General features: G+C 45.3%; 22 protein-coding genes. 7 read left to right on the top strand and 15 right to left on the bottom strand.

Going from position 1 to position 24,451, the window contains the following annotated elements:
* Window positions 1–116 precede the first annotated feature (116 nt).
* Both I5M27_RS00805 and aroC read left to right on the top strand, forming a co-directional pair.
* On the top strand, window positions 117–1,556 hold the full coding sequence (locus tag I5M27_RS00805) for a BatD family protein (RefSeq protein WP_200504130.1): 1,440 nt from the start codon (window positions 117–119) through the stop codon (window positions 1,554–1,556).
* Entirely contained in the window at window positions 1,553–2,632 is a 1,080-nt protein-coding gene (gene aroC, locus I5M27_RS00810) for a chorismate synthase (RefSeq protein ID WP_200504131.1), read from the top strand. Before I5M27_RS00805 ends, aroC begins: the two co-directional genes overlap by 4 nt.
* A 202-nt stretch (window positions 2,633–2,834) precedes the next feature.
* Here aroC and I5M27_RS00815 read toward each other — a convergent pair whose 3' ends face one another.
* The 7 genes from I5M27_RS00815 to I5M27_RS00845 form a co-directional block, all read right to left on the bottom strand.
* The gene (locus I5M27_RS00815) at window positions 2,835–3,452 is read right to left on the bottom strand and encodes a hypothetical protein (RefSeq protein ID WP_200504132.1); all 618 of its coding nucleotides are present in this window, start codon (window positions 3,450–3,452) and stop codon (window positions 2,835–2,837) included.
* 93 nt (window positions 3,453–3,545) lie between these two features.
* The gene (locus I5M27_RS00820; protein WP_200504133.1) at window positions 3,546–4,493 is read right to left on the bottom strand and encodes a hypothetical protein; all 948 of its coding nucleotides are present in this window, start codon (window positions 4,491–4,493) and stop codon (window positions 3,546–3,548) included.
* Window positions 4,444–4,968 (bottom strand): toxin-antitoxin system YwqK family antitoxin, encoded by a 525-nt coding sequence (locus tag I5M27_RS00825; protein WP_200504134.1) that lies wholly within the window; start codon window positions 4,966–4,968, stop codon window positions 4,444–4,446. The genes I5M27_RS00820 and I5M27_RS00825 overlap by 50 nt, the downstream gene beginning before the upstream one ends.
* 176 nt (window positions 4,969–5,144) lie before the next feature.
* A complete protein-coding gene (locus I5M27_RS00830; RefSeq protein ID WP_200504135.1) occupies window positions 5,145–6,107 on the bottom strand; it encodes an NmrA family NAD(P)-binding protein in 963 nt (320 codons plus the stop codon).
* A gap of 172 nt (window positions 6,108–6,279) precedes the next feature.
* Window positions 6,280–6,654 carry an iron chaperone gene (locus tag I5M27_RS00835; protein ID WP_200504136.1) on the bottom strand — a complete coding sequence of 125 codons (375 nt, stop codon included), beginning with the start codon at window positions 6,652–6,654 and terminating at the stop codon, window positions 6,280–6,282.
* Window positions 6,655–6,822: 168 nt separating this feature from the next.
* A complete protein-coding gene (locus tag I5M27_RS00840; RefSeq protein ID WP_200504137.1) occupies window positions 6,823–7,251 on the bottom strand; it encodes a hypothetical protein in 429 nt (142 codons plus the stop codon).
* Between the two features lie 93 nt (window positions 7,252–7,344).
* A complete protein-coding gene (locus tag I5M27_RS00845) occupies window positions 7,345–8,712 on the bottom strand; it encodes a sodium:proton antiporter (RefSeq protein WP_200504138.1) in 1,368 nt (455 codons plus the stop codon).
* Between the two features lie 190 nt (window positions 8,713–8,902).
* Here I5M27_RS00845 and I5M27_RS00850 point away from each other — a divergent pair, with 190 nt between their 5' ends.
* On the top strand, window positions 8,903–9,514 hold the full coding sequence (locus I5M27_RS00850; protein ID WP_200504139.1) for a NifU family protein: 612 nt from the start codon (window positions 8,903–8,905) through the stop codon (window positions 9,512–9,514).
* A 188-nt stretch (window positions 9,515–9,702) separates the two neighbouring features.
* On the top strand, window positions 9,703–12,435 hold the full coding sequence (locus tag I5M27_RS00855; protein WP_200504140.1) for an Ig-like domain-containing protein: 2,733 nt from the start codon (window positions 9,703–9,705) through the stop codon (window positions 12,433–12,435).
* Between the two features lie 120 nt (window positions 12,436–12,555).
* On the opposite strand, the gene I5M27_RS00860 is transcribed toward I5M27_RS00855, so the two are convergent.
* The 8 genes from I5M27_RS00860 to I5M27_RS00895 form a co-directional block, all read right to left on the bottom strand.
* A complete protein-coding gene (locus I5M27_RS00860) occupies window positions 12,556–13,422 on the bottom strand; it encodes a YitT family protein (protein ID WP_200504141.1) in 867 nt (288 codons plus the stop codon).
* A 127-nt stretch (window positions 13,423–13,549) separates the two neighbouring features.
* Window positions 13,550–16,591, bottom strand: coding sequence for a protein translocase subunit SecDF (secDF, locus tag I5M27_RS00865; RefSeq protein ID WP_200504142.1), 3,042 nt, complete (start codon window positions 16,589–16,591; stop codon window positions 13,550–13,552).
* 170 nt (window positions 16,592–16,761) lie between these two features.
* A complete protein-coding gene (locus I5M27_RS00870) occupies window positions 16,762–17,109 on the bottom strand; it encodes a hypothetical protein (RefSeq protein ID WP_200504143.1) in 348 nt (115 codons plus the stop codon).
* A gap of 770 nt (window positions 17,110–17,879) precedes the next feature.
* Window positions 17,880–18,500, bottom strand: coding sequence for a uridine kinase family protein (locus I5M27_RS00875; protein ID WP_200504144.1), 621 nt, complete (start codon window positions 18,498–18,500; stop codon window positions 17,880–17,882).
* A gap of 224 nt (window positions 18,501–18,724) precedes the next feature.
* Window positions 18,725–19,315: a non-canonical purine NTP diphosphatase gene (locus I5M27_RS00880; protein WP_200504145.1), complete on the bottom strand. Its 591-nt coding sequence runs from the start codon at window positions 19,313–19,315 to the stop codon at window positions 18,725–18,727.
* Window positions 19,316–19,335: 20 nt separating this feature from the next.
* Complete coding sequence (locus tag I5M27_RS00885) at window positions 19,336–20,043, bottom strand: hypothetical protein (RefSeq protein ID WP_200504146.1); 708 nt, start codon at window positions 20,041–20,043, stop codon at window positions 19,336–19,338.
* Between the two features lie 249 nt (window positions 20,044–20,292).
* Window positions 20,293–20,811, bottom strand: a complete 519-nt coding sequence (locus I5M27_RS00890) for a phosphoribosyltransferase family protein (RefSeq protein WP_200504147.1) — start codon at window positions 20,809–20,811, stop codon at window positions 20,293–20,295.
* An 11-nt stretch (window positions 20,812–20,822) separates the two neighbouring features.
* The gene (locus tag I5M27_RS00895) at window positions 20,823–21,227 is read right to left on the bottom strand and encodes a hypothetical protein (protein WP_200504148.1); all 405 of its coding nucleotides are present in this window, start codon (window positions 21,225–21,227) and stop codon (window positions 20,823–20,825) included.
* A 160-nt stretch (window positions 21,228–21,387) separates the two neighbouring features.
* On the opposite strand from I5M27_RS00895, the gene I5M27_RS00900 reads away from it, so the two are divergent.
* The 3 genes from I5M27_RS00900 to I5M27_RS00910 all read left to right on the top strand — a co-directional run bounded on the left by I5M27_RS00900 (window position 21,388) and on the right by I5M27_RS00910 (window position 24,305).
* Window positions 21,388–21,636, top strand: a complete 249-nt coding sequence (locus tag I5M27_RS00900) for a type B 50S ribosomal protein L31 (RefSeq protein ID WP_200504149.1) — start codon at window positions 21,388–21,390, stop codon at window positions 21,634–21,636.
* A gap of 69 nt (window positions 21,637–21,705) precedes the next feature.
* Window positions 21,706–22,902 (top strand): GlmU family protein, encoded by a 1,197-nt coding sequence (locus I5M27_RS00905; protein ID WP_200504150.1) that lies wholly within the window; start codon window positions 21,706–21,708, stop codon window positions 22,900–22,902.
* A gap of 284 nt (window positions 22,903–23,186) precedes the next feature.
* Window positions 23,187–24,305: a DNA polymerase III subunit gene (locus tag I5M27_RS00910; protein WP_200504151.1), complete on the top strand. Its 1,119-nt coding sequence runs from the start codon at window positions 23,187–23,189 to the stop codon at window positions 24,303–24,305.
* The last annotated feature ends 146 nt before the right edge of the window (window positions 24,306–24,451 follow it).

Genomic DNA, 24,451 nt, shown 5'->3' on the forward strand with positions numbered 1-24,451 from the left:
TCCGAAGGTGAAAAGTCTAAAAAAGTAGACCATGTTGCCTTTGTAGTTAATTTTAAAACGGTATTCCCGGAAGCCAGAAAAGTGTAAATTTGAATTCCGGAAGGTTTAAGCCATTCATGAAAAAACGCCTCATACTTTTTTGCCTCCTTTTGCTACCGTTTTTGCCGGCCTTTGCGCAGGAAATTGTGGTAAAGCTGGGCAAAAGTCCGGTGCCCATAGACGAGTATTTTACCATTTCGGTAACGCTTAAAAACGAGCAGTTAAAAACCATCGGTAAATTTCCCGAGATCGAAGGCTTTGAAAAAAGCAACCGTTTTTCTTCTACCCAGACCAATACCGTAAACGGCCAGGTTTCGTCTGTAGAGCAAACCATTACCCAGAATTATGCGGCCCTGAAAGAAGGGGAATTTCCGGTAAAACCTTTCAGCATAGAAGTAAACGGCCGCAAAGTAGAATCAAAAGGCGGAACCGTGAAAGTTGGTCCGCCGGCTACCAAAGCGGCACCGCCGCTCCAGGGTTTTGGCCTGCTCGACGAACTTTTCGGCAAACAAAAACCCCAGGAATACATCGACAAAAAAGAAGACGCTTTTCTGGCTTTCAGCACCGGTAAAGATGAAATTTTTGCCGGCGAAGGCCTGCCCGTAAATTTATCGTTCTACGTAGCCCGCGGCGACGAACGCCTGCTCGATTTCTACGAGTTCAACCGGCAGTATTCCGAAATGCTGAAAAAGCTGAAACCCGCCAATGCCTGGGAAGAAAGCTTTGCGCAAACCAGCGTAGAACCCGAGATCGTAACCATCGACAAAAAGGAATACCTGCGCTACAAACTCTACGAAGCCGTGTATTTTCCCATCAATACCGAGCCGCTGCTGTTTCCTTCGGTGGGCCTGAACATGATCAAATACCGCATCGCCAAAGAACCCGATATTTTTGGTGAGAGCCGGCTACCGTCGTATAAAACCTATTACACCGCGCCCAAAATTGTGCCTGTAAAACCGCCGCCGCCGCACCCTTTGCAAAGCGGTGTGCCCGTAGGCGATTACCGCTTAAATGAGCAGTTAAGTACCCGCCAGTTCACCGTGGGCAAAAGTTTTACCTACACCTTCGAAATTGCCGGGGAAGGGAATTTAGCCGTTTTAAATGCACCGGTTCCGGAGCCGGTTCCCGGGCTGGAATTTACCGCGCCCGATGTGCAGCAGCATATAATCCGGCAAAACGGTAGGGTTTCGGGCCGGAAAAGTTATGCCTATTTCGTTACGCCCAAAAAACCTGGTACTTTCGATCTCAAGCCCGTATTCAGCTTTATTTTTTTTAATCCGAACACCGCCCAATACGATACCCTGCAATCGGAGCTGCAGATTCACGTAACCGGCGAAGCGGATAACGATGCCGCCATTCAGGCCAAAGATATGGGCCAGTTCTACGAACGCATTGAAACCGAAAGCAACGAACTCGTAAGCCTGAACCAGTTTACCCAAGTTAAAATGTACACCAACCTGGTGGTTATTTTTCTGGCGGGCATTTCGCTTTTCCTGTTTTATAAAAACCGCGCATGAGCAATTCTTACGGCAAACTTTTCCGCATTACCACCTTCGGCGAATCGCACGGCAAAGGCGTGGGCGTAGTAATTGATGGCTGCCCGGCGGGGCTGGAAATTTCCCGGGAGGAAATTCAGCAGGCCTTGGACCGCAGAAGACCGGGCCAAAGCAATTTAACCACGCCGCGCCAGGAAGCCGATCAGGTAGAGATCCTGTCGGGGATTTTTGAAGGCAAAACGCTCGGTACGCCCATTGCGCTGCTGGTGTATAACCAGGATGCCGAAAGCAAAGATTACAGCCACCTGCAAAACGCCTTCCGCCCCTCGCACGCCGATTTTACCTACACCGCCAAATATGGCCACCGCGACCACCGGGGCGGCGGCCGCAGTTCCGCCCGCGAAACCCTGGCGCGGGTAGCCGCCGGGGCCATTGCCGCTAAATTGCTCGAAAGCCAAAAAGTAAAAATTGCCACTTACGTGTCGCAGGTGGGGAAAATAAAAGTGCGCAAGCCTTACCAGCAACTCGATTTGGGTAAAATTGAAACTAATGCCGTGCGCTGCCCCGACGGAAAAACGGCCAGCCGGATGATTTCTCTAATTGAAGAAACCCGCGATAAGAACGATTCGATCGGTGGGGTGGTAAGCTGCGTGATCCAGGGGGTGCCGGCTGGCTGGGGCGAACCTGTTTTCGATAAACTGCACGCCGAACTCGGTAAAGCCATGCTGAGCATAAACGCGGTAAAAGGCTTAGATTTCGGTTCGGGTTTTGAAGGATTAGGCATGACCGGTTCGGAGCACAACGATATTTTCTTTCAGGATTCCGGCGGCAACATTCAGACCAAAACCAATTATTCCGGTGGTATTCAGGGCGGCATTTCCAACGGGCAGGATATTTACCTGCGGGTAGCTTTTAAACCGGTAGCCACCATTCTGCAAACCCAAACCAGCATCGATGCCGAAGGAAACAAAATTCAGCTGGAAGGCAAAGGCCGCCACGACCCCTGCGTATTGCCGCGCGCCGTTCCCATTGTAGAAGCCATGGCCGCGCTGGTATTAGCCGATTTTATGCTGCGCGCTAAAGTTTCGAAGCTTTAAAAAACGCTAGGATTTTGAGCCGAAAAAGTGAAAGGATAAAGCTTGTTTTCGAAGGCTTTTGTATTTGACCTAACGGTCAAGTTTATGCGCCGAAAGGGTTTTCGGAGCAGTTTCCTGTCCTCCCACACAAAAGCTTAAGAGGGGTACAACGCTTGAATTCCAACCGAACCCCTTACAGCATATATGCTTTGTTGGAATTTCGTTATTTTTTCAATTTAAAATCTATTCCAACCATTAAATACCCTAATATAAATCCTTTATTACCCAAATGAATATTTATTGGTCTAACCTCATAAGCAAATCGACTTTGTTTTGGGTCAATTCTTAATCCGACCGAGGCATTCCCTCCATAATACAAAGCGTAAAAATATTCAGAATTATTATTTTGGGCGTCTCGCCAACCCCCAGTCCCTAATAAGCCTCTTGAATAATTAATAAAACCGCCACCTGTTGCAACTATAGATACAGCCTTATATTTAATTAGGTCGTAATGTATATTTATTCCTAGAGAGGTTATTCGATAAAATTGGTCCCGGGTATCGGTAATTGCGATTGGTAAAAATCCACCAATTGTCATATTTGGGTTTATTCTGAGTTTATTTTTTTCGCCAACACTTTTTTGCCAACCAATCGAGTAAATTAATCCCATTCCAATTTCTCTGCTACCTTCATTTATGCCAATGCCTATAGCTGTTCTGATGGAGCTCTTTTTATACTCTGTTTCTTGAGAATAAACCTCACTGCCTGTAAATAAACTGACCAATAAAAGTGGAATCAATTTACTAAAATTTGTTAATGCCTTAGGAATTTCTGTTTTCATATCAGACCTGTATATTTTTTCTTATAATGAATGCCAACGGCCGTGGCTATGCGGCGGCGAAGCTGCCGTATAGGTGTGGTTAGCATAAGTTTTTTATCTGTATTCGTATGTTACTTTGAAAATAGGAGTCTTGTAATCAGGACGAGTAGTCACTTTCTCAATCACCTTTTGGTCTAAGTTATATTTATAGTCTGTTCTAAAGAAATAAGCGTGATGCACTGTTTCAGTTGTCGGCAAATAGCCTTGTATATGGGTAATTGTTGTGTCGAGTTCAGATATGAGTAACGTATCCTTGTAATTATATTTAGAAATAGTCAACACGTCCTCACCAAGATGGTATCTTTTCTTAAGAATTAGCCTATTGTTATCTCCATAGAACATTGAATCAACAATGGTTAGCCATTTATTTACATTGGTATTATATTCTCTTTTGGTTGTAGTTGCTCTCCGAGATAAACTGTCGTATGTGTAACTTTCAGTTGTAGCGCTAGAATCATTACCAATAACTTTCTTGATTAGCAAGTTCTTATTATTGTAATAGTATCGTGCAGAAACCCTTTTATCATTTTTCGAAAAAACTACCATTGTCTTGACAAGTCTGTTTAAATTATCGTAATAATAAATTTCTTTTCCAGGCTTTTCACAGGTTCTTGTGCAATATTCCTCAGCGATAAGTTTTCCAGAAGTGTCGTATTTATAAAAGTGTTTATTATTTATTCCTAATTTCTGACCGTTCTCATTGTAGGTTTCGAAAATAGAGTCAATTCCTTTTAAGGAATAGTCACCGGAATCAAATTCATAATACTTTGTTACTTTAACAATTCTTCTCTTTTCTTGGTCAATATATTTTTGACGCCAATCACTTGTGCCATTGTCTGTACAGGCAGTAATTGTCAGAAGGGTTAATATGGAAATTAATATTCTCAAATTTGTGCTAACGGTATAGTATTTGCAAAGCCTGAAGCAAAGCAAAGGTTTTGTAAATACCTTGTTAGGAATTTTTATTTTTCCTTGGCAGTACCGTATCAATTGGAATTCCATTTTTAAAGTTTATGTAATATTTTTCATTACCATTTTCATCCCAATATTGCCAAGAATGTTCTTTTTTATAATTTTCCCACCTACCTTGAAATTTTTTATTACCATTATTGTAGTACTTCATTCCAACAACTAGCTTATCCTTTGGCTTCAACTTTTTTACGTTTTTAACTACCAAAATTTCATCATTAGAAATAAATAAGGACATTAATTTTCCTGTCTTATTCTCGGTCAGACTTAACTCATTATTAACTTTTTTAAAGGTTCCAGAAGATAATTCATATTCTATAAAATTATCAAAGTCCATTGCCTTTGTTTCTTTAAGCTTATAAATATTTGGTGGCAATAAATCAATCGAAATATCTGATTTTGGAGCATAATACCAACCATAAAAGTTCTGGTTCTTTTTTGATTGGCTACCACAATTGAGCACCGTAGCAAATAATAAAAGGAACAATAGGTTTGTATTCTTAATCATTATTGGGAAGGATTTATAACTTTTAATTATTCCTAACTACTGTATATCCGTAATAACTCCGTTTATCCCTCCACCGTCAGGCGGATAAACGTAACTGGATTAACGAATATACTATATTCTAACAGGATAATATAAGAAGTTAGAAAACTGCTCCGCTTTCTCCGGTTTGCTGCTGACTAGCTTTTTTCTGCTTCCGCTTTCTTGGCCAGCACTGCTTTTACCGAAGTCCAGTTAATTTCCGGGTAGCGATTATTATCCAGGTGGTCTAATTTAGGCAGGCCGCTGAGCATGTTGTGCAAATATTGCATGCCCTGCCAGGCCGGAAAAACTTCTCCGGGCGCCGGCGAAAAAGTTTTGGCCAGCTTTATCATCAGGCCGAACATGCCCAGGGTACCTGCCCACAACAACCCGAATTGCTCACCGGTAACTTCCGAAGCAGCATCCCGCAGATCGCGCATGGAAGCTACCTGGCCGGCAATTTTCAGGAAGCGGGGCGTGGTAGGGTCCAGCGCGGCGGTGGCGGTAAATGCGGCGGTATTGGCGCGGGTGGTAAAATCCATCAACTGATCGGCATTTCCCCAGTAAAGCACGCGTTTGAGGTTAAACAGAATGACCGGAGCCTCGCCCGTAAGCAGATCTGTAAACATGCCGTTCAGCACAGAAGTAGCTTTTATGGGGGCTTTATCCAGGATCTTTTGAAATTCTCTTCGCAGGTCCAGGTTGCGGTTGCTGCCTTCCGGAAGTCTGGTAAAATCGATGCAATAATCGGAGGGAATAAACCGGGGAACGCCCGCTGCTACTGCTGCCTGCAGCAATTTCGTTTGCGCCTCCACGATCACGTCGCGCAGCCCGGACAGGGCAGAAACCACGCAAGCGCCGCCTTTACAGGCTTCTGTCAATGCTTCCGCGTCGTTGTAATCAAGTCTTACGATCTCTGCGCCAAGTTGCTGTAAGGTTGCGATGGCTGCCGGGGCACTGTTTTCGCGGACCAACGCTTTTACGTGCGCCTTTCGTTGCCGCAGGTAGCCGGCAATTTCCAAACCCAAACCGCCGGTAGCGCCCGCCAGTACAATGGTTTTATTTCCGGATTGGGAAGGAAAAGAAAGTTCCGGGTTTGCTGTTTTCAGATTTGTAGCCATAACCTGCCTTAGAGATTTGTATTTTTCGGGCCGGCGTACAGAAACGAACAGCCAGGTGATTAATACATTGGTGCCCGGAAAAGGTTTTAATTCCGGCAGGCAGCCACAATTTTCGCCTGTTATTTTGCCGGGCAAAGGCTGCAAAAAATGCAGGCTGAAAAAACTGGCCGCTTTATTTCTTTCGGGCCGGCTTATCCAGGTTTTCCTTTACCCGGAAGGCCACAATGCGGGAAATCAGCTCCAGCGGCACGGGTTGATCGAAGGGAAATTGCACTGAACCTTTACCTTCTTTATAACCGGAAAGTTCTTTTGCAAACGCGGCGTGGCCGGTAGGCGTGGCATAAAACCCAAGGTGATTTTTAAAAGCTGCAAAATGGACCAATGCGCCGTTCTGCGTAAAGGTAGGAATGCCATAGCTAATGGTTTCGGTGGCTTCGGGTGCAACCTTTTTTATCGTTTCCCTTACATCTTCCAGCACGCGCTGTACTTCCGCCGGAAAGGCCGCTATGTATTCGTTTATGGTAGTGGGTTTGGCGTTCGGATTCATAAAAAAGAAGTTTCTTTTTAGCGATCTGCTACACGGGTTTAACGAATGAAATGCTGAAAGAAAACGGTAGGGTTCGGGCCGGAAAAAGTAAAGGCTGCAGAATCCGTTTTCCGCAGCCTATTATTTTTTGCCGTTTTTCCTGTTTGCAAACTTCAGGCTGACCCGGGGTTAATTCAAAGCTGCTTTGTTTTTGCCCGAAGCCAGTTTGCCGGCCAGGTAAGCCATAGGAATATAAGCCACTACCAGGTCTAAAACCGTAAACCAGGTAGGCGAAGGCAGCATGAACACGCTGGCAATGCCGCCGGCCAGGAAAAAGAACCCAACCACCAAAGCCAGCCGGATCTTATTGTAAACCGCCAGCAAAGCGGTAACCAAAGCGCCCGCAAACGTGCCCAGCGCGTGCGCCAGGAAAGGGAAAAGAAAGTGCTTCGGTTCAAATAAATGCATGGTGGCTTTCAGGCCTTCGGTGGTGGTTACGTCGGCGCCGGAAGGTGGCGGAATAATGGCGCCGCTGAGCGAAATAATGCCCATGTTCACCACGCTGCCCACAATAAAACCTGCCACTACGGCTAAAAAATTTCTAAGTACCGGACTCATGTTATCGTCTTTCAGATTCGTTTGATTATTGCTCTTTTCAGAATATTGCGAACCCCAAACCTAGGGTTTTTCCGGCAATTTCCCTAGCGTTTTTTACTGCGTTAAGATCACAAAAAACCACACCAGCACCAGCACCGGCAGCAGAAACGGAATGGAGTACGCAAAAATGTATTTAAAGAAAGTCGGCATTTTAACGCCGGCTTCTTCAGCAATGGCTTTTACCATAAAATTAGGACCGTTGCCAATGTAAGAAAACGCCCCGAAAAGCACTGATCCAATCGAAATGGCTTCGAGCAAATGATAAGTAACTTCGTTGGGAATGCCGTTGGCGAAATTTTGCACATCGGTAAAGCTGCTGTAGTTCATTCCGAATTTAGCCATGCCCAGCGAAAGGAAGTTGGCGTAGGTAGGCGCGTTATCCAGGAAGCCCGAGAGCAAGCCCGCGGCCCAATAGGTGTTGCCAGGCGTAATTAAATGCGCAAATTCGGGCTGCGAAGCCATTTGCGCGGTGTATTGCAGCGCCGGCATCATGGTAAAGAAAATACCGAAGAACAGGAAAACTACTTCCAGAATGGGCCCGAAGGTAAAATGATTGCCCTGCAGCGCCGTTTTGCTCGCATTTTTGTAGCAAAGAAAAGCGGCCGTAAGCTGAATGATCTCCCGCACAAACGATATCTTCAGGCCTTCGAACGGAATATAGGGCACGCCGTCAATTACTTTCGGATCGATGAAAATGGCTACCAGAATTACGCCTAACCAGAATAAATTACGTTTACCTTTCACGTAAAATTCGGTTTTGGCTTCGTTTCTGGCCACCACTTCGGGCTTAGGCTGAAATGCAACTTCTTTGTTGCGGCGGTCCAGGAAATAAAAGATAAGGCAAAGCGAACCCACGGCCAATATCCACGGGAAGATCAGGTGTTGCAGGGTCCAGAAAAACGGTACGCCTTTCAGAAAGCCGATGAACAGCGGCGGATCGCCGAGCGGGGTAAGCAAACCGCCCGCGTTGCTCACAATAAAAATGAACAGCACGATCTGGTAAGTTTTTATGCGGTGATTATTGATCCGGATAAACGGCCGGATAAGCAACACCGACGCCCCCGTGGTTCCGATAATGTTGGCCAGGCAAGCGCCCAGGAACAGGATCACGGTATTGGCCAGCGGTTTGGCATTCATGTTCACGTTTATGTAAATGCCGCCGGCTGCCACGTACAAAGCCGCCAGCTGAATGGCAAAAGATCCGTAATCTGCCAGCGTTTCTACGGTCATGTGGTAATCGTGGCGCACAAACAGGTATACGCTGAGCATGATCAAGCCCAGCACCACGGCAATGTGGCGGTAATATTTATGCCAGAAATGCGGGAAAAGCACCGGCCCGGTAGCAATAAGTCCAATTAAAAGCAGAAAAGGAATAAGCAGGTAAAACGGCACTCCGGCCGAAATGGCAGATAATAAGAGCATAATAAAAACGGTATCTTTTTTGAGCGAAAAACTGCAGGCCCGTAAAGGAAAAAGGGTTTTCCCGGCCGTTTTCGCACTTGGATAATGGCTAAATTACGGAAAAAACCGGAATTGCCCGGAAAACCTGAAAATTGCGTACCTTTGAAACTTTAATGTATATACACCGGTTTTATTTAAACACGGAAAGATCATGACAGAAAATACAGCAAAAAATATCTCGGTTTACGCTGAAGCCAGCCCGAACCCGGAATCGATGAAACTGGTTTTAAACCAGACTGTGCTGCCCGAGGGCGTGAGCGTAGATTACCCGAACGTGGAAGCTGCCGCCAACTCGCCGTTTGCGCAGGAACTCTTTAATTTCGAATATGTGTCGCGCATTTTCATGGCGAGCAATTTCGTAACCATCACCAAAAATTCAACCGATACGTGGGCGCAACTCATCCCGGAACTGCGCACGTTCATTAAATCGTACATGGAAGCTGGCGGACCGGTTTTCCTGGAAACGCCGAAAGCGGAAAGCAAAGCTGACCAGCCAAGAGACGAAAACCAGACCGAAGAAGACGCCGCGATTTCCCAGAAAGTGATCGACCTGCTGGAAAATTACGTGCGCCCGGCGGTTGAGCAGGATGGTGGTAATATTTCCTTCAAATCGTATAAAGACGGCATTGTAACCGTAAACCTGCAAGGCTCCTGCTCCGGTTGTCCTTCGGCTACCATCACCCTGAAATCGGGCATCGAAAACCTGCTGAAACGCATGGTGCCGGAAGTAACTGAAGTGAAAGCAGAAGGTATAACTATTTAAGTTTCGGATTTTCGATTTAGAAAAACGGTATCGTTTTAACGTAAAAAAGTCAGGTCGTAAGGCCTGACTTTTTTGTTTTCAGTTTACTAGTTGTGGCAAGGTAGAGGTATTCTTTTGTTTATAGTCTGTTAAAAATAGTAACTTTGCATCAGTTATTTTTTTAAGATTCTATGATAAACCACTATTGTTTGAAATATAAAAATTGGTTGTTTTGCAGCTCTTTCGTTTTCCTCCTTTTAAATCCATTTAATCTTAAATCCCAAAATCTACCCGTTAAGCATTGGGACAAAAGCTTCGGGGGTAGTGATTCTGATGTTATGTTTGATATCCACAAAACACTGGATGGTGGCTATGTACTAGGTGGCTATTCTGACTCTGGAATTAGTGGTGATAAAAGCCAGCCATCTAAAGGATTGCGGGATTATTGGGTGGTAAAACTCGATTCCGCAGGAAATAAAAGTTGGGATAAAACTTTTGGGGGTAGCTCTAGCGATCACCTTTTTTCTCTACAGCAAACTTCAGATGCTGGCTATATTCTGGGTGGTACATCTATTTCAGGAATCGGTGGTGATAAAAGCCAGGCAAGTCAGGGAGGAATTGATTTCTGGGTTGTGAAAATAGATTCAATTGGAAACAAAATATGGGATAAAACCTTTGGCGGTAGTAATAGTGATATATTTCAGTCTCTTCAACAAACATTGGATGGTGGATATATTCTGGGAGGAGAATCATATTCAGGGATTAGCGGGGATAAAAGCCAATCTTCAAGAGGTTTCAATGATTATTGGGTAATAAAAATAGATGCAAATGGCATTAAGCAATGGGATAAAACCTTCGGAGGCAATTCTTGGGATGAATTTCAGTCACTAAAACAAACCTCCGATGGTGGTTACATTCTTGGCGGGAATTCTGGGTCTGGAATTTCAGGAGATAAATCAGTACCATTAAAAGGCTTAAATGATTACTGGATATTAAAGCTGGATGCTAGCGGGAATAAAATCTGGGAAAAATCTTTTGGCGGGCCTGTGAGTAATGGTTTGACTGACCTCAAACTGACCTCAGACGGTGGCTATATATTGGGAGGTACATCTAATTCTGGAATTGGTGGAGACAAAAGCCAGGCAAGTCAGGGGGGGAATGATTTCTGGGTTGTTAAAATAGATTCAATTGGAAACAAAATATGGGATAAAACTTTTGGAGGTAGTTCCGCCGATTTCTTATATAAATTGCAGCAGACATTGGATGGTGGCTATATTCTGGGTGGTGATTCCGAATCAGGTATGAGCGGCGATAAGAGCCAGCCATCGCAAGGAATCCAGGATTGCTGGATTATTAAGATCGATGCAAGTGGTAATAAACTTTGGGATAGAACTTATGGAGGAAGTAGTGTCGAGTTTTTGTATTCCCTAAAAGAAACTAAATATGGAGAATATATCCTTGGTGCAAGTTCTTACTCTGGAATTAGCGGTGATAAGAGTCAGATAAGTAAAGGAAATCACGATTATTGGGTTATTAAGTTAGGCGATCCTTGTGTTGCAGAGCCAGTAGTATCTCCCGTGAGTAATTGCGGATCTGGTTCTGTTACTTTGTCAGCAACTGGTGCGCCAGTGGGAGCAAGCTATGCCTGGTACAATGTAGCTTCTGGTGGAACTCCACTTTATACGAATTCCTCTGGAATATTTATAACTCCTAATTTAACTACAACAACTACCTATTATGTGGCAGTCATCAGCAGTAATGGGTGTGAAGGAATGCGTGTGCCAGTAACAGCAACTATTCATATTTTGCCAACCATAAATACAGGGCCGACTGTTACAGTTTGTGTTTCTGCTGCTCCTTTACAACTTTCTGGTTTTAGCCAAAATGGTGGAATCTGGAGCGGGCCTGGCGTTAGTGCTACTGGTGTGTTTACACCCGATACGAGCTTACTTGGCACGCAAACCCTAACGTATACAATAATTCAAAATGGATGTGTGGTAACTGCTACCAAACTAGTAACTGTTATACCTTCACCTGTAGTGAATGCCGGTAACAGCCAATCTATTTGTGCAACAGCTCCTTCATTTCAACTCTCCGGATTTAACCCTGTGGGAGGAATCTGGTCTGGCCCCGGTATTAATGTAGGAGGAATATTTACTCCAGACAATAGTTTAATAGGTACCCAAACACTAACATATTCAATTATTCAGAATGGCTGTACTGTGTCTTCTACGAAAGAAATCACTGTAACTGCATCACCAATTGTTTTAGCAGGTTCTAATGAAATAATTTGTGCTAACGCATCTCCTGTGCAACTAACCGGTTTTAATCCTGCAGGTGGCACTTGGAGCGGACCGGGAGTGAGCGCTTCTGGCATTTTTACCCCACATACGAATTTAGTTGGCTCTAAAACCCTTACTTATAGCGTTACGCAGAATGGCTGCACAGTTTCTGTAACCAAACAGGTTACAGTAAAACCAGTTTATGAGGATTTTCTGGGGTCAGATACCATTGTTTGTGAAGGGCAGGAAATTACCCTTCGCGTAACGTTTCCTGCCAGTAGCTACCGGTGGAATGATGGGAGCCAGTCTTCTTTTCTAAAGGTAAAACAATCCGGTGATTATTGGGTTCAATGTGCCTTGGATGGTTGCGTGTTTACCGATACCATTCAGGTAACTTTTGAAAAATGCCCGGAACTATCAATTCCCAACATCATAACCCCAAACACCGATACTAAAAACGATTTCTTCAGCCCTCAAAACCTGCCGGCAGGAAAATGGCAATTACAGGTTTACAACCGTTGGGGCGTGAAATTATTCGAAGCTGAAAATTACCAGAATAACTGGCCAGATAAGAAAGTTTCAAACGGAACATATTACTACCATTTAAGAAACCCTGAGACAGGGCAGCAATTCAAAGGCTGGGTTGAAGTTCTTCAGTAATCACAAAACGCTATCGTTTTAACGTGAAAAAGTCAGGTCGTAAGGCCTGACTTTTTTGTTTACAATCCATACCATTTCCTAAATCGAAAATTCGAACCATCGAACAATCGAAAATTCAAATTAGTGAAGTGCCCGTCTTTTTACCATGCCGCCGGTAGTGTCGTTAATGCTTTGCTGGATAATGAAAGCTTTTGGATCGATCTGTTCTATTTCCAGGCGCAGGGCCGGGATCTCGAGGCGGGTAACCACGGTAAAAACAATATCCATTTCCAGGTTGCGGTCGCCGCGAGCCCCGAAGCCACGTTTGCCTTTGTAAATGGTTACGCCGCGGCCCAGGTTTTCGGTTATGGCCTGCCTTATCAATTCGCTTTGCTCCGAAATAATGGTAATGCCGGTGTATTCCTCAATACCCTGCACCACAAAATCGATCATTTTAGAAGCCGCAAAATAGGTTAAAATGGAGTAAAGCGCCACATCCAGACCCAGGAAAAAGGCCGCCGAGGTAAAGATCACGACGTTCAGGATCAGGATCACGTCGCTTACTTTCAGCAAGGGCGATTTTTTGCTTATCAGTAAGGCCGCTATTTCAGTACCGTCTAACACGGCGCCACCCCGCATGGCCAAACCAATTCCCAAACCAATAAAGAAACCCCCGAATACGGCCGTTAATAACTTGTCGTGGGTCATTTCCGGGAAATGGACCGTGGCCAGCGCTATAGATAAACCCAAAATAGCGAACGTGCTTTTTACCGCAAACCCTTTACCCAGGTGCCGGTAACCCAGTAGAATAAAAGGCAGGTTCAGCACTGCAATGAGAATAGGTAAGCCGTAGCCGGAAATAGAAGCCAGCAACATGGAAATACCGGTAACGCCGCCATCAATAAAGTGGCTGGAAAGCAGGAAACCTTCCAGACCAAAAGTGGCGGAAATGATACCGGCAACAATTAACAGGAAGTCTTTAATGTGCGTTTGCGTTTTTAAGAGCATAAATATTTGTTTTCAGGTAGTATTAGAAAAGTTTGAAAAAAAAAGGAACCCGCAAACATTGGTTTACAGGTTCCTTCCGGGAAAAGCAAAGCAGGTTAGCCGCTTTGCGGAGATAGCTTAATATTAATTAGCGCACTTTTTGTTGGGCTGGAACCGGTGTTGGTACAATGGCAGCGTTCCGTTTATCGCGGCGCTTATCCGGGTCGGTTTCCAGCGTAATTGGCGTGGCAATGAACAGGGACGAATACGAACCGAACAATACACCCACGATCATCGCGTAAGAGAAACCACGCAGGGTTTCGCCACCGAAGATGAACAGGATAATTACCACGAAGAATACCGTTAACGACGTGATAATGGTACGGCTGAACGTATCGTTCAAAGCCGGGTTCACGATGTCGCGGAATTTCAGCTTCGGATTATCGGTCAGGTACTCCCGGATACGGTCATAAATTACTACAGTATCGTTAATAGAGAAACCGATGATCGTTAAGATAGAAGCCACAAAAACCTGGTCCATTTCTAAGTTCAGACCAAACAAACGCGCGATCGGGAAGAAAGCAATTACCATTAAGGAGTCGTGGATCAAAGCAACAATACCACCCAGCGCGTAAGACCAGTCCTGGAAACGAATAGCAACGTAAACGAAAATACCAATAAAGGCCAGGATCACCGCCAATAAAGCAGTTTTCTGAATGTCATCGGCCATGGTAGCACCCACTTTAGAAGAACTCAGAATAGTTGGGTTCAGGTTGCTGTATTTGTTTAAGCCATGCTTCAATGCGGTTTCTACGGTCTGGTCTGCCTGCGAAGATTCATCATCGGCCAGGTAGCTGGTAATGATCTTGTAGCGGTTAGAAGCGCCAAACGTTTTAACCTCAGTACCGGCTTCTTTAAAGTCTTCAGTAAGTGCTTCTTTCACATCATCAGCCGGAATGTCCTGATCCAGGTTCACAATGTAAGAACGGCCGCCGGTAAAGTCAACCCCTAAATTCGGGCCACCCTGGAAGACCATTAAACCAAAACCAAACAAGATCACAACAGTAGAGAACACGTAAGCTTTCTTACGGTGGCTGATCACATCGAAGTTAAAGTTCTTGAACAGGTTTTTAGACAATGGAGTTGAGAAACTCATCTTCGAGCCATCTTTCGCCATCCACTCAACAATTAAGCGGGAAACGAAAACAGCCGTAAAGAATGAAGTAGCCAGACCCAACATTAAGGTTGTTGCAAAGCCTTTTACCGGACCTGAACCAAAGTAGAATAAGATAATACCAGCAAGTAACGTGGTAACGTTGGCATCAAAAATAGAGCTGAAAGCCTTGTCATAACCTTTGTGAATAGCATCTTTCATGCTCAGGCCGTTGGCAAGTTCCTCCCGGATACGCTCAAAGATCAGTACGTTCGCATCTACGGCCATACCAATGGTTAAGATGATACCGGCAATACCCGGTAAGGTTAACGAAGCATTCAGCTGAGCCAGTACGCCCACAATAAAGAACACGTTAATGATCAGGGCCAGGTTCGCAATTAAACCACCTTTCGCATAATACATTACCATAAAGAGCATTACAACTACAATAGCAGCAACCGAAGAGATCAGACCCTGGTTAATGGCTTCCTGACCTAAAGATGGACCAACAATGGCTTCTTCCACAATACGGGTAGGCGCTGGCATTTTACCGGCTTTCAGAATGTTGGCTAAATCCTGCGCTTCTTCAATGGTGAAGTTACCGGAAATAGAAGAGCTGGCGCCGGCAATTTCCGACTGCACAACCGGAGCAGAATAAACATAATCATCAAGCACGATAGCCACCTGACGACCAATATTTTCGCCGGTTAAGCGCTGCCATCTTTTACCACCGGCGGCGTTCATTTGCATGTTCACTTCCGGGCGGCCTTGCTGATCGAAATCCTGGCGGGCATCAGAAATGAATTCGCCGGAAACCGGAGCTTTGGCATCGCGGCCTTTTTTAATAGCATAAAGTTCCAGGAATTCCTGGCCATCCTGCGCTACGATCGGTTTCACACCCCATAAAAACTGCATGTTAGATGGGAAAATAGAACGGATCTCCGCTTTGCGGAACAGGGCGTTTACACGGGCCGTATCGCGCACGTTAGAGCCAATACCGCCCGGTAACTGGGTGAAAAGCTTCGCTAAAAGGCTGCTTTGCTGATCGTTAAGGGAATCGGTTTTAGGTTTTTCTTCGGTTTTAGCAAGGGCGTTGGTATCTTTTGCAGCAGATTGCGCCAGGGCATCTTTGGTGGTATCCTGGGCGGCAGCTTCTGCTAAAGCGTCGGTGGTAGTATCGGTAGCAGCTGCACCGGCTAAGGCATCTTCTTTTGCAGGAGCAGTAAGGTCTTTCAGGTTACCGGCTTTTTCCTGTTTTGCCAGGTAATCGCCCATCTGGCCGAAGAAAGGAGAGAATTCTTCCGGTTTCCAAACTTCCCAGAACTCCAGTTTCGCCTGGCCCTGTAATAATTTACGCACGCGGTTCGGGTTATCTACGCCCGGTAATTCGATCTGAATACGGCCGGTACCTTTTAAGCGCTGAATTTTTGGTTCGTTCACGCCGAATTTATCGATACGCGTACGCAGTACGTTAAAAGAACGGTCTATCGCGTTTTCAACTTCGGTGTTGATCACAGCCAGCACCTGATCGTTGGTAGACTGGTAAGAGATTTTGCCTTTGTTGGCGGTGTTAGAGAAAATACGGCTTAACTGGCCTTGCGGTTCAATATCGCGGTAAGCTTTGCCGAATAAAGAAACGAAGCTTTCCTGGCTGTTTTTCTGCAATTCTTTGGCTTGCTCAATGGCTTTCAGGAAGTTTGGGTCTTTGCTGTTGCCCGACATTACCTTGATAATTTCGATCGGCGAAACTTCCATGGTAACGTGCATACCGCCTTTTAAGTCCAGGCCCAGGCCAAGTTCTGATTTGCGCACATCCTGGTAGGTGTATTCGGCACCTAAGAAATTGAACACCGGCATCTTCCAGACAGAATCCAGATACGTCTGCTTTTTGTTCATGTTCACATTGCCTTTGGAATCGGTGGCATAGGCTTCAGCTTTTTGCTGCACCCCGCGCGATACCAGCGTGAAAGACAGGTAATAGGCACACAAAATGGCCACAATTACCGTCAGCGTGATGATAAAGGGTTTATTACGCATTAGAGTTTATAAATTGAAATTAAAATTGAAATACTGTTTTGGGTATCAGCAGGCAGGCACCAGAAATATCTTCCTGATTTTATAACTCACCGGGCTGTTCTGAAATTCCAGCAAAGCTGAAAAAAAAATACCATTGCGTGCAAAAACGCTATTGAAAAGGAAGGGAAAACTCAGGGGGCATTGGGCGAAATGCTGGTAGCCAGCAACCGCTGAAATAATGGGGTGATAACCGGAACGGCAAAAGAAACGAATTGCTTTGCAGCAACCGCCGGCGTAAAATCGAAGGAAATAAGATCCGGGAAAATGGCCTCCGGCAGTACAATAAAAGAGGTTACGGCCTCGAAAGAGACCTTTTCTTTTACCACGCATTGCTCCGGTGCTGCTTTAAAACGCTGCTCCGTAACCGGCTCATGCAGGTAAATAGCCACTTCGCGCTTGTCTAAAGACAGCACAGAAAGCAACGTAAGCCCCAGCAAAAGGAAGCGAAGTTGCAGCGATATGTTTTTTAAGCGTGGCATTATTCCAGACAAATTTAATTGTTTTTTCCGGAACACAAGAATTTGGAGGGTTTTGTCTTGAAAAAAATCCGTACAACTTAGGTTTAAAGCTGAAAACTATCGCGTTATCGTCATCCTGACGATAGGAGGGAGCTATTTAAGGTAATGAGAAAGGTTGCTATTGAGTTTTTATGCCTAAAAGGATACCGTTTTCATAGCTGGTTTCTGTTTTCAACCTCTAACTTTTAACTTTTGAAAGAGCTTTCTCCCTCAAGCCGGGTGGCTTCGTTTCTGCGTTCGCGGCTGCAACCCTTCCTGCCCTGCCGGGCTGCCTCCTGCGTCGGCACCGGAAGTCTTGGAGGCCGCTCTCACAGAAACTGGTGTCAGTTTAACTCCGTAGCCAACGTCTTTTTAGTTTAGTTATCTGGATAGCGTGATTTTCAGGGTACGCTGCGCTGGCGATATAGTGAATGGAACTTAGGAGTGTATTTCTGAAAATCCTGCAAATTCTGATTCAGAAAAGAATCCTTAAATCCCTGAATCTGATAAATCCCAATTGGTTTCGCCGAACTACGTTTCAGACAAATAATCCTGTCCATCCCATAAATCCCTAGAATCGTGTTCAGACTTCATAGTCGCCTGCTGCAGCTAACGGTACTATAGAAAAAAAAGCTCCCCTCTTTGATAAGGAGGGGTTGGGGGTGGTTGCATCTGGTTCGCCGATAAAAATAAAAAGCCCTCCCTTGAATCAGGGGAGGGTTAGGTCAAGTTAGCAGCTCAGCAACTAAAAGCTATTGCCCGATTTTCGTATTCAGGAAAGAAACCAGCACTTCCAGGCCGCGCTCGAACTGGTTGTTGTTCGGGATAATGATGTCGGCGTCGTTTTTGAAAGGCTTTATGTATTTTTCGTAGGTGGGCGCCACGTGGTGGGTGTAGCGATAAAGCACGTCGTCCAGGTCGTAGCCGCGCTCTACTTTGTCGCGCAGGATACGGCGGTGCAGTTTAATATATTCCTTAGCGTCTATATATACTTTCAGGTCGAGCAGTTTGGCCACTTCTTCGAAGTAGAAAACAAAAATACCTTCTACTACCACGATCGGGGCCGGCTTGAAAATGAGGTCTTTGGCTACTACGTTGGGGTTGTTGAAGGTGTACTCTTTGCGGGAAAACGTTTCGCCGCGGCTTATTTTTAATACGTCCTGCGCATATTCGTGGGCGTTTATGCAGCTGGGCAGGTCGAAATTGATGATGCCGTTCTGATCGGTGATCTGCTGGTCACGCTCGTGGTAATAATTATCCTGCGAAATGAGGCAAATATCTTCGGGGGCAAAGGAAGCTAAAAGTTTATTCAGAAAAGTGGTTTTCCCGGATGCGCTTCCGCCTGTAATTCCGACGATAAATGGTTTCTGCATGGTTTTGTAAATTAATCAGCCTGCAAAGTTAACTGAAAATGTTTAGAAGATTACTGCATGCAGATCAGGTTTTCGGCTGAAAAAGGTCATTGTTAAAATGCCTTGCGCTTCCAGACTGAGTTTTCCGGATTCTTGGTAGCTTCTGAACAGAGGTTCACCAAAAAGAAAACGGTATGGTTTTCAGGCTGAAAACCATACCGTTTTTATGCGGATTGTTCTTAACGTTAATAAACGGTACCAAATTTTTCGCTCAGGTAAGCTACCAGTTTGGCAATTGCCTGCCCGCGGTGACTGATCTTGTTCTTTTCTTCGGGGCTTATTTCGGCAAAGGTCTGGGTGTAGCCGTTCGGCACAAAAACCGCATCGTAACCAAAGCCGTTGGTGCCGCGCTGTTCTGTTATTATTTCGCCTTCCACAATGCCTTCAAAATCAAAATATTCGCCGTCTAAAACCAGTGCCACCACGGTCCGGAAACGGGCTTTGCGGTCGGTTTGGCCTTCCAGGTTTTGCAACAGCAGGTTTATATTGTCCTGGTTATTACGTTGTTCGCCGGCATAGCGCGCTGAATAAACGCCGGGTTCGTTATTCAAAGCGTACACTTCCAGACCCGTATCGTCGGCAAAGCAATTAATTTCGAAATGCTCGAACACGTACTGGGCTTTTTGGCGGGCGTTGCCTTCCAGCGTGTCCTGGGTTTCGGGCAGCTCTGCAGTGCAGCCAATTTGCGCCAGCGTTTTCAGCTTTATAGTATCCGGAAGCATTTTCTGTACTTCGGCCAGTTTGTTTTCATTGTTGGTTGCAAAGCAGATCTCCATCTTTTGAATTGTTAAATGGCTTAATGGTTAAATGGTTGGTTTCGCAATCGTCTTACGGCTTTTCGGGCGGTTAAAGATACCATTATTATATAAAGGATGCCGGCCGGCCAGAAGGATTTTGCTTGTTTCAGAGATGAAATGCTTTTGCAAATCTCTTCTTTTATAAGATCTGTAAAAACTTGATAGTTGTTTTTTTCTTTTAAATCAGTGTAAGCTTCATATTCAGTTCCGCAGGTAAATAATTGAGAATAGTCTACATCACGATAAAATACCCATAGGTTATTGCTATAGATAGACCAACCTACATTTGGCCAATTAACTATTGTTTGTTCTTCCAAACAAATATTTAGACCTGAAATCATAGTACCATAAGTTGCTTTTGGACCATAAATCAAATGTATGCCGCTTATAGTGTCCTTGTTAATCATTAATTGGTGAATCTCTTTCTGAGCTTGTTGTAATTTGTGCTCATCTTCTAATTGGTTACCGTTCAGCAAAATAGTTTTAAATTTTCTGATCGATGCTGGCGAAACATTAAATTCAGGATTTTCATTAAATTGATCAGGTGGGGTATCTGGAGGATTCCATAAGGTAACTTCAATTATATATTCCTGGTGAAAAGCTCCCTTTTGATCCAAATAAATATAACCCAAAACGGGCAGTAAAACCAAGCTGATCAATCCGGCGGGGTAGAAAAAACGATATCTTATTCGCCGGAAAAACTGCATAGAAAGTTTAGAGAATGTGTTTGAAAAATCCGCGAAATCCCTCAATCCGTAAAATCCGCGATTCAGAAACGGTAGGCTTTGGAGCGTAAAAAGTCAATAACAAATGTTGCTGCCAACCCGATGAGATCTCTCCTTGCGTCGAGATGACGGATAGAAATGCTATGCTTTTAGGTCTAAAAACTGCTGGGATTGGAAGTGCCGAATTTTAAAAAAAACAATCAGCAATTTAACCATTTAACAATTCAACCATTAAACTAGGTAAGCCGCAAAATTGCCGTTTTCCGGGAAAGTAACTTCGATGTGTTCGTTGAGGGTGGTGGCCAAAGAATAGCCGGTATAGGTGGCCGAAACCGGGAATAAGGTGTGGTGACGGTCGATTAAAGTAGCAATTTCAATTTTGCGGGCCTGCGCATCCAGGAAAAGCGGAAGGCTGTAAGCCAGCGTGCGGCCGGTATTCAGTACATCGTCGGCCAGGATCACTACTTTGTTTTGAAGGTTTCCGAGTTCGGGCGTGAGGTTTAAACTTTGCCGGGAGGGCGCTTGCTTGTTTAATTGCAAGCGGTGAAGTGAAATCTCAAAAGGCGAAATTTTCTGCAGTTCCTGGTGCAGCAATTCGGCAAAAACGTATCCTTTGGGCGCAATGCCTACCAGCACCAGTTCTTTTTCTTCGAAGTTGTGTTCATAGATCTCAAACGCGATGCGGGTAATTTTCTGCCTGATCTGGTCGGCATCCAGAATACGGGTCTGAGCACTGAAAGTAGTTTCCATGAAAAGAAGAATTAACGGAACATGGATTTGATGCTGCCCCACGAGCGTTCTACCGAAGACGGATTGTTTACGAAAGCTGTGGTAAAAGAAGCGTCGCCGGTAGAAGTGGCCACGGTTAGTTTATAGGTAATGGTGCCAATGCGGTTAGGCACGTTTCGCAGATCGGTATCGAGCAGGGAGTAGCGGCGCACGCCGGTAACTTTGCCGCTGCCAATTTGCTTAAAAGTAGTTTCGTTATTCAGTTTGCGGTAAACTTCGTAGCCCGAAACGCCGTTCTCATTCGCAATTTCCCATTCTACTTTCACATCGGTACCCTCAAAACCCGCCCGGAAAAAATTAAGCGAAACGCCCAATTCATCGGCAAAGGTTGCGGTAAACGCGAAACAAATAAGAATTAACGTAAATATCCGGGCCATAACGCTGCAGTCTTCAGCAAAACAAATATATACAAGTTTTTACTTAAATGACAATACTACATGTTAAAAATTAAATTTGCGTCCGATTGTTTTTAATTTCAGATAAAAACTTTATTTTTGCAGTCCGAAAGTTGAAAAAAGTAATTAACCGATTTATAAAATGAAAAAGGACATTCACCCAGAGTACAGAGAGGTGGTATTTCAGGATACATCCAGCGATTTTAAATTCATCACCCGTTCTACCATGAATTCGAACGAGACTATTACCATGGAAGACGGTAAAACGTATCCGGTAATTAAAGTAGAGGTTTCCTCTGCTTCACACCCGTTCTACACCGGTAAAAACCTTTTCGTGGATACAGCAGGCCGTATCGACAAATTCAAGCAGCGTTACGCTAAAAAAGCGTAGTTTTAAGCTTAAGAATAATATTAAGAAGTCTTTCCGAGGTTTTCGGGAAGACTTTTTTATTTTTGTGCCATGAACCTGATCCTCTTCGACGAACCTGAAATCCGGCAGAATTTATTGCCTTTTACGTTCACCCGCCCGGTGGCCGATATCCGCGTTGGTATTCTGACCCTTGCTGAAAAGTGGGCGCACGTTGCCAAGCAGCCGGTTTCTTTCCTCACGGAGCGTTACCTGCAGGCCAAATTCCCCGCTAACACCACGCAGGCCAACATTTACGTGAACGGCGCCGTTTTTCCGGATACCTTTCTGGCAGCAGAAATTGCGGCCCTAACGCCCGGCGAAGCCCTGATGCGCGAAGGAAGACTGGTTGCCTTGCACGCCGGTTCCGAATTCTTCGGTTCTTCCCAGCATGTTTACGACCACGTACCAACCACGCGCCGCGAATTGCCGGAGCCGCATGTGGTTTTGCAGAACGTCTGGGAAATTTTCGCCTTCAACGGAGCCCAGATCCGGGCCGATTTTAAAATGATAACCCACGGTCGCAAGAGCCAGCCGGTAAATGACAGGCATACATTTGTTTACGGCGAAGAAAATATTTTCATTGAAGAAGGCGTGAAGATCCGCGCCGCGGTTCTGAATGCCGAAAGCGGCCCGATCTACTTAGGTAAGAATTCCGAAATCCAGGAAGGTTCGCTTATAAAAGGCCCGTTTGCGCTTTGCGAAGGCTCTACGGTAAACATGGGCGCCAAAATGCGCGGCGACAATACCGTTGGCCCGCACTGCAAAGTAGGCGGCGAGATCAGCAATTCCGTGATTTTTGCGCACTCCAATAAAGGGCACGACGGTTTTCTGGGCAACTCGGTGATCGGTGAATGGTGCAATTTAGGGGCCGATACCAACACCAGCAACCTGAAAAACAACTACGCCGACGTAAAACTCTGGAACCACGCCAAAGGCGGTTTCAAAAATACCGGTCTGCAATTCTGCGGCCTCATGATGGGCGACCACAGCAAATGCGGCATCAACACGATGTTTAATACGGGTACGGTAACGGGCGTAAGCGCGAATATTTTTGGTTCCGGTTTCCCACGTAATTTCATTCCAAGCTTTGCCTGGGGCGGCGCATCCGGCTTCGAAACCTACCAGCTGCGCAAAGTTTTTGAAGTAGCCGAAAAAGTAATGGCCCGCCGCAATAAAGCCTTCGACCAGGTAGAGAAAGACATTCTGACGCACGTTTTTGAAGAAACGGCAGCCAGCCGGAATTTCTAGCGCTGGAGCATTAAAGAACAACCACCCCCGGCCCCTCCTTGAAAAGGAGGGGAGCTACTGACTGCTGAATTTTAGCTTTGGAAGCTCTTATTTGTCGGTGGGTTTTGATAAAAAATGGTAACCTTTCAGGCTTCAAAAGTCAGAAAAAAGCAGGAACCAAAAGCTCCCCTCCTTAGAAAGGAGGGGTTGGGGGTGGTTGACATTCGAGGGCAGAAAGCTTGCGGAAGGCAGAAAGTCATTTCCAGAACCAAGCAATCAACAATTAACAATCAGCAATTCAAAAAGTGCAGTTCAATCAGATCATCGGTCACGCCGATACTAAGCAGGTTTTAATTAACTCGGTACGCAACAAGCACGTGGCGCACGCGCAGCTGTTTATGGGCGCGGAAGGCGGGGCGAATCTGGCGCTGGCGCTGGCTTATGCTACGTATCTGAACTGCGAAAACAAGCAGGAAACCGATTCGTGTGGCGCTTGCAGCAGTTGCTCTAAAATAAATAAGCTCGTGCACCCGGACATGCATTTTATCATGCCCGTGGTGAATACGCCGAAAAAGGAAGCGCTGAGCCAGAATTTTCTGCCGGAGTGGCGCGAGTTTTTGCTCGAAAATCCCTACCGTTCTTTAAATGACTGGCTGCAGTTTATTGGCGCGGAAAACAAACAGGGCAATATTACCAAAGAAGAAGCGCGCGGACTTTTACGGCTGGTTTCTTTAAAAGCCTTCGAAGCCGAGTTCAAAATTGTGCTCATCTGGCTGCCGGAATTGCTGAACCCGACATCGGCCAATGCGTTGCTGAAATTGCTGGAAGAACCGCCGGCGCAAACCATTTTTTTATTGGTAAGCAATTCGCCGGAAAAACTGCTGGCTACTATTTTAAGCCGCACGCAGCTGGTAAACGTGCGCGCCTTTACGCCGGAAGAAACCATGCAATATGTGCAGGAAAACTTCGGGGTAGATGAACCCAAAGCCGCACAGGTAGCGCAACTTTCGGAAGGAAATTTACGGTTGGCCGGGCAGCTTTGCACCGAGATGACTTCGGATTATTTCGAATTCTTTGTGAACTGGATGCGGTTGTGTTTCTCCGAAAAGCTGGCGACCATCATTAAACTAAGCGAGGATTTTCAGAAGCTGGGCCGCGAAAACCAGAAGAATTTTTTGCAATACGCGCTTTCGGTTATCCGAAGGGTAATGCTTTTTGGCGTAGATCCAAGCCTGGTTGGTTTTGTGCCGCCCGCCGAAGCTGATTTCGTGAGCAAGTTTTCCAAGGTTATTCACGCCAATAACGTAGCTTTGCTAACCAACGAATTAAACCAGGCGCATTACCACATCGAACGCAACGCGAACCCGAAAATGGTTTTCGTAGATGTGTCGCTGGCGCTGGCGAAGTATTTGAAAATGAAGTAAGTTGGTATCTGATAGCAAGTATCAGGTAGCAGGTTTTTTGTCCCCCTTTGGAGGGGGTAGGGGGAGGACATCACGCATTTCGGAAAGAATCTGATAATGTGAAAATCCTCCCCCTACCCCCTCCAAAGGGGGACATCGCAATAAAA

This window comes from Adhaeribacter terrigena (assembly GCF_016623615.1).
In the GTDB taxonomy this organism is placed as follows: Bacteria; Bacteroidota; Bacteroidia; order Cytophagales; family Hymenobacteraceae; genus Adhaeribacter_A; species Adhaeribacter_A terrigena.

Coding starts and splice junctions, on each gene's coding strand:
- I5M27_RS00825 (WP_200504134.1), bottom strand. CDS start 4,968: ATGATTAAGAATACAAACCTATTGTTCCTTTTATTATTTGCTACGGTG.
- I5M27_RS00895 (WP_200504148.1), bottom strand. CDS start 21,227: ATGGCCCGGATATTTACGTTAATTCTTATTTGTTTCGCGTTTACCGCA.
- I5M27_RS00890 (WP_200504147.1), bottom strand. CDS start 20,811: ATGGAAACTACTTTCAGTGCTCAGACCCGTATTCTGGATGCCGACCAG.
- I5M27_RS00820 (WP_200504133.1), bottom strand. CDS start 4,493: ATGGAATTCCAATTGATACGGTACTGCCAAGGAAAAATAAAAATTCCT.
- I5M27_RS00900 (WP_200504149.1), top strand. CDS start 21,388: ATGAAAAAGGACATTCACCCAGAGTACAGAGAGGTGGTATTTCAGGAT.
- I5M27_RS00815 (WP_200504132.1), bottom strand. CDS start 3,452: ATGAAAACAGAAATTCCTAAGGCATTAACAAATTTTAGTAAATTGATT.
- I5M27_RS00845 (WP_200504138.1), bottom strand. CDS start 8,712: ATGCTCTTATTATCTGCCATTTCGGCCGGAGTGCCGTTTTACCTGCTT.
- I5M27_RS00870 (WP_200504143.1), bottom strand. CDS start 17,109: ATGCCACGCTTAAAAAACATATCGCTGCAACTTCGCTTCCTTTTGCTG.
- I5M27_RS00830 (WP_200504135.1), bottom strand. CDS start 6,107: ATGGCTACAAATCTGAAAACAGCAAACCCGGAACTTTCTTTTCCTTCC.
- I5M27_RS00885 (WP_200504146.1), bottom strand. CDS start 20,043: ATGCAGTTTTTCCGGCGAATAAGATATCGTTTTTTCTACCCCGCCGGA.
- secDF (WP_200504142.1), bottom strand. CDS start 16,591: ATGCGTAATAAACCCTTTATCATCACGCTGACGGTAATTGTGGCCATT.
- I5M27_RS00835 (WP_200504136.1), bottom strand. CDS start 6,654: ATGAATCCGAACGCCAAACCCACTACCATAAACGAATACATAGCGGCC.
- I5M27_RS00905 (WP_200504150.1), top strand. CDS start 21,706: ATGAACCTGATCCTCTTCGACGAACCTGAAATCCGGCAGAATTTATTG.
- I5M27_RS00860 (WP_200504141.1), bottom strand. CDS start 13,422: ATGCTCTTAAAAACGCAAACGCACATTAAAGACTTCCTGTTAATTGTT.
- I5M27_RS00850 (WP_200504139.1), top strand. CDS start 8,903: ATGACAGAAAATACAGCAAAAAATATCTCGGTTTACGCTGAAGCCAGC.
- I5M27_RS00805 (WP_200504130.1), top strand. CDS start 117: ATGAAAAAACGCCTCATACTTTTTTGCCTCCTTTTGCTACCGTTTTTG.
- I5M27_RS00840 (WP_200504137.1), bottom strand. CDS start 7,251: ATGAGTCCGGTACTTAGAAATTTTTTAGCCGTAGTGGCAGGTTTTATT.
- I5M27_RS00875 (WP_200504144.1), bottom strand. CDS start 18,500: ATGCAGAAACCATTTATCGTCGGAATTACAGGCGGAAGCGCATCCGGG.
- I5M27_RS00880 (WP_200504145.1), bottom strand. CDS start 19,315: ATGGAGATCTGCTTTGCAACCAACAATGAAAACAAACTGGCCGAAGTA.
- aroC (WP_200504131.1), top strand. CDS start 1,553: ATGAGCAATTCTTACGGCAAACTTTTCCGCATTACCACCTTCGGCGAA.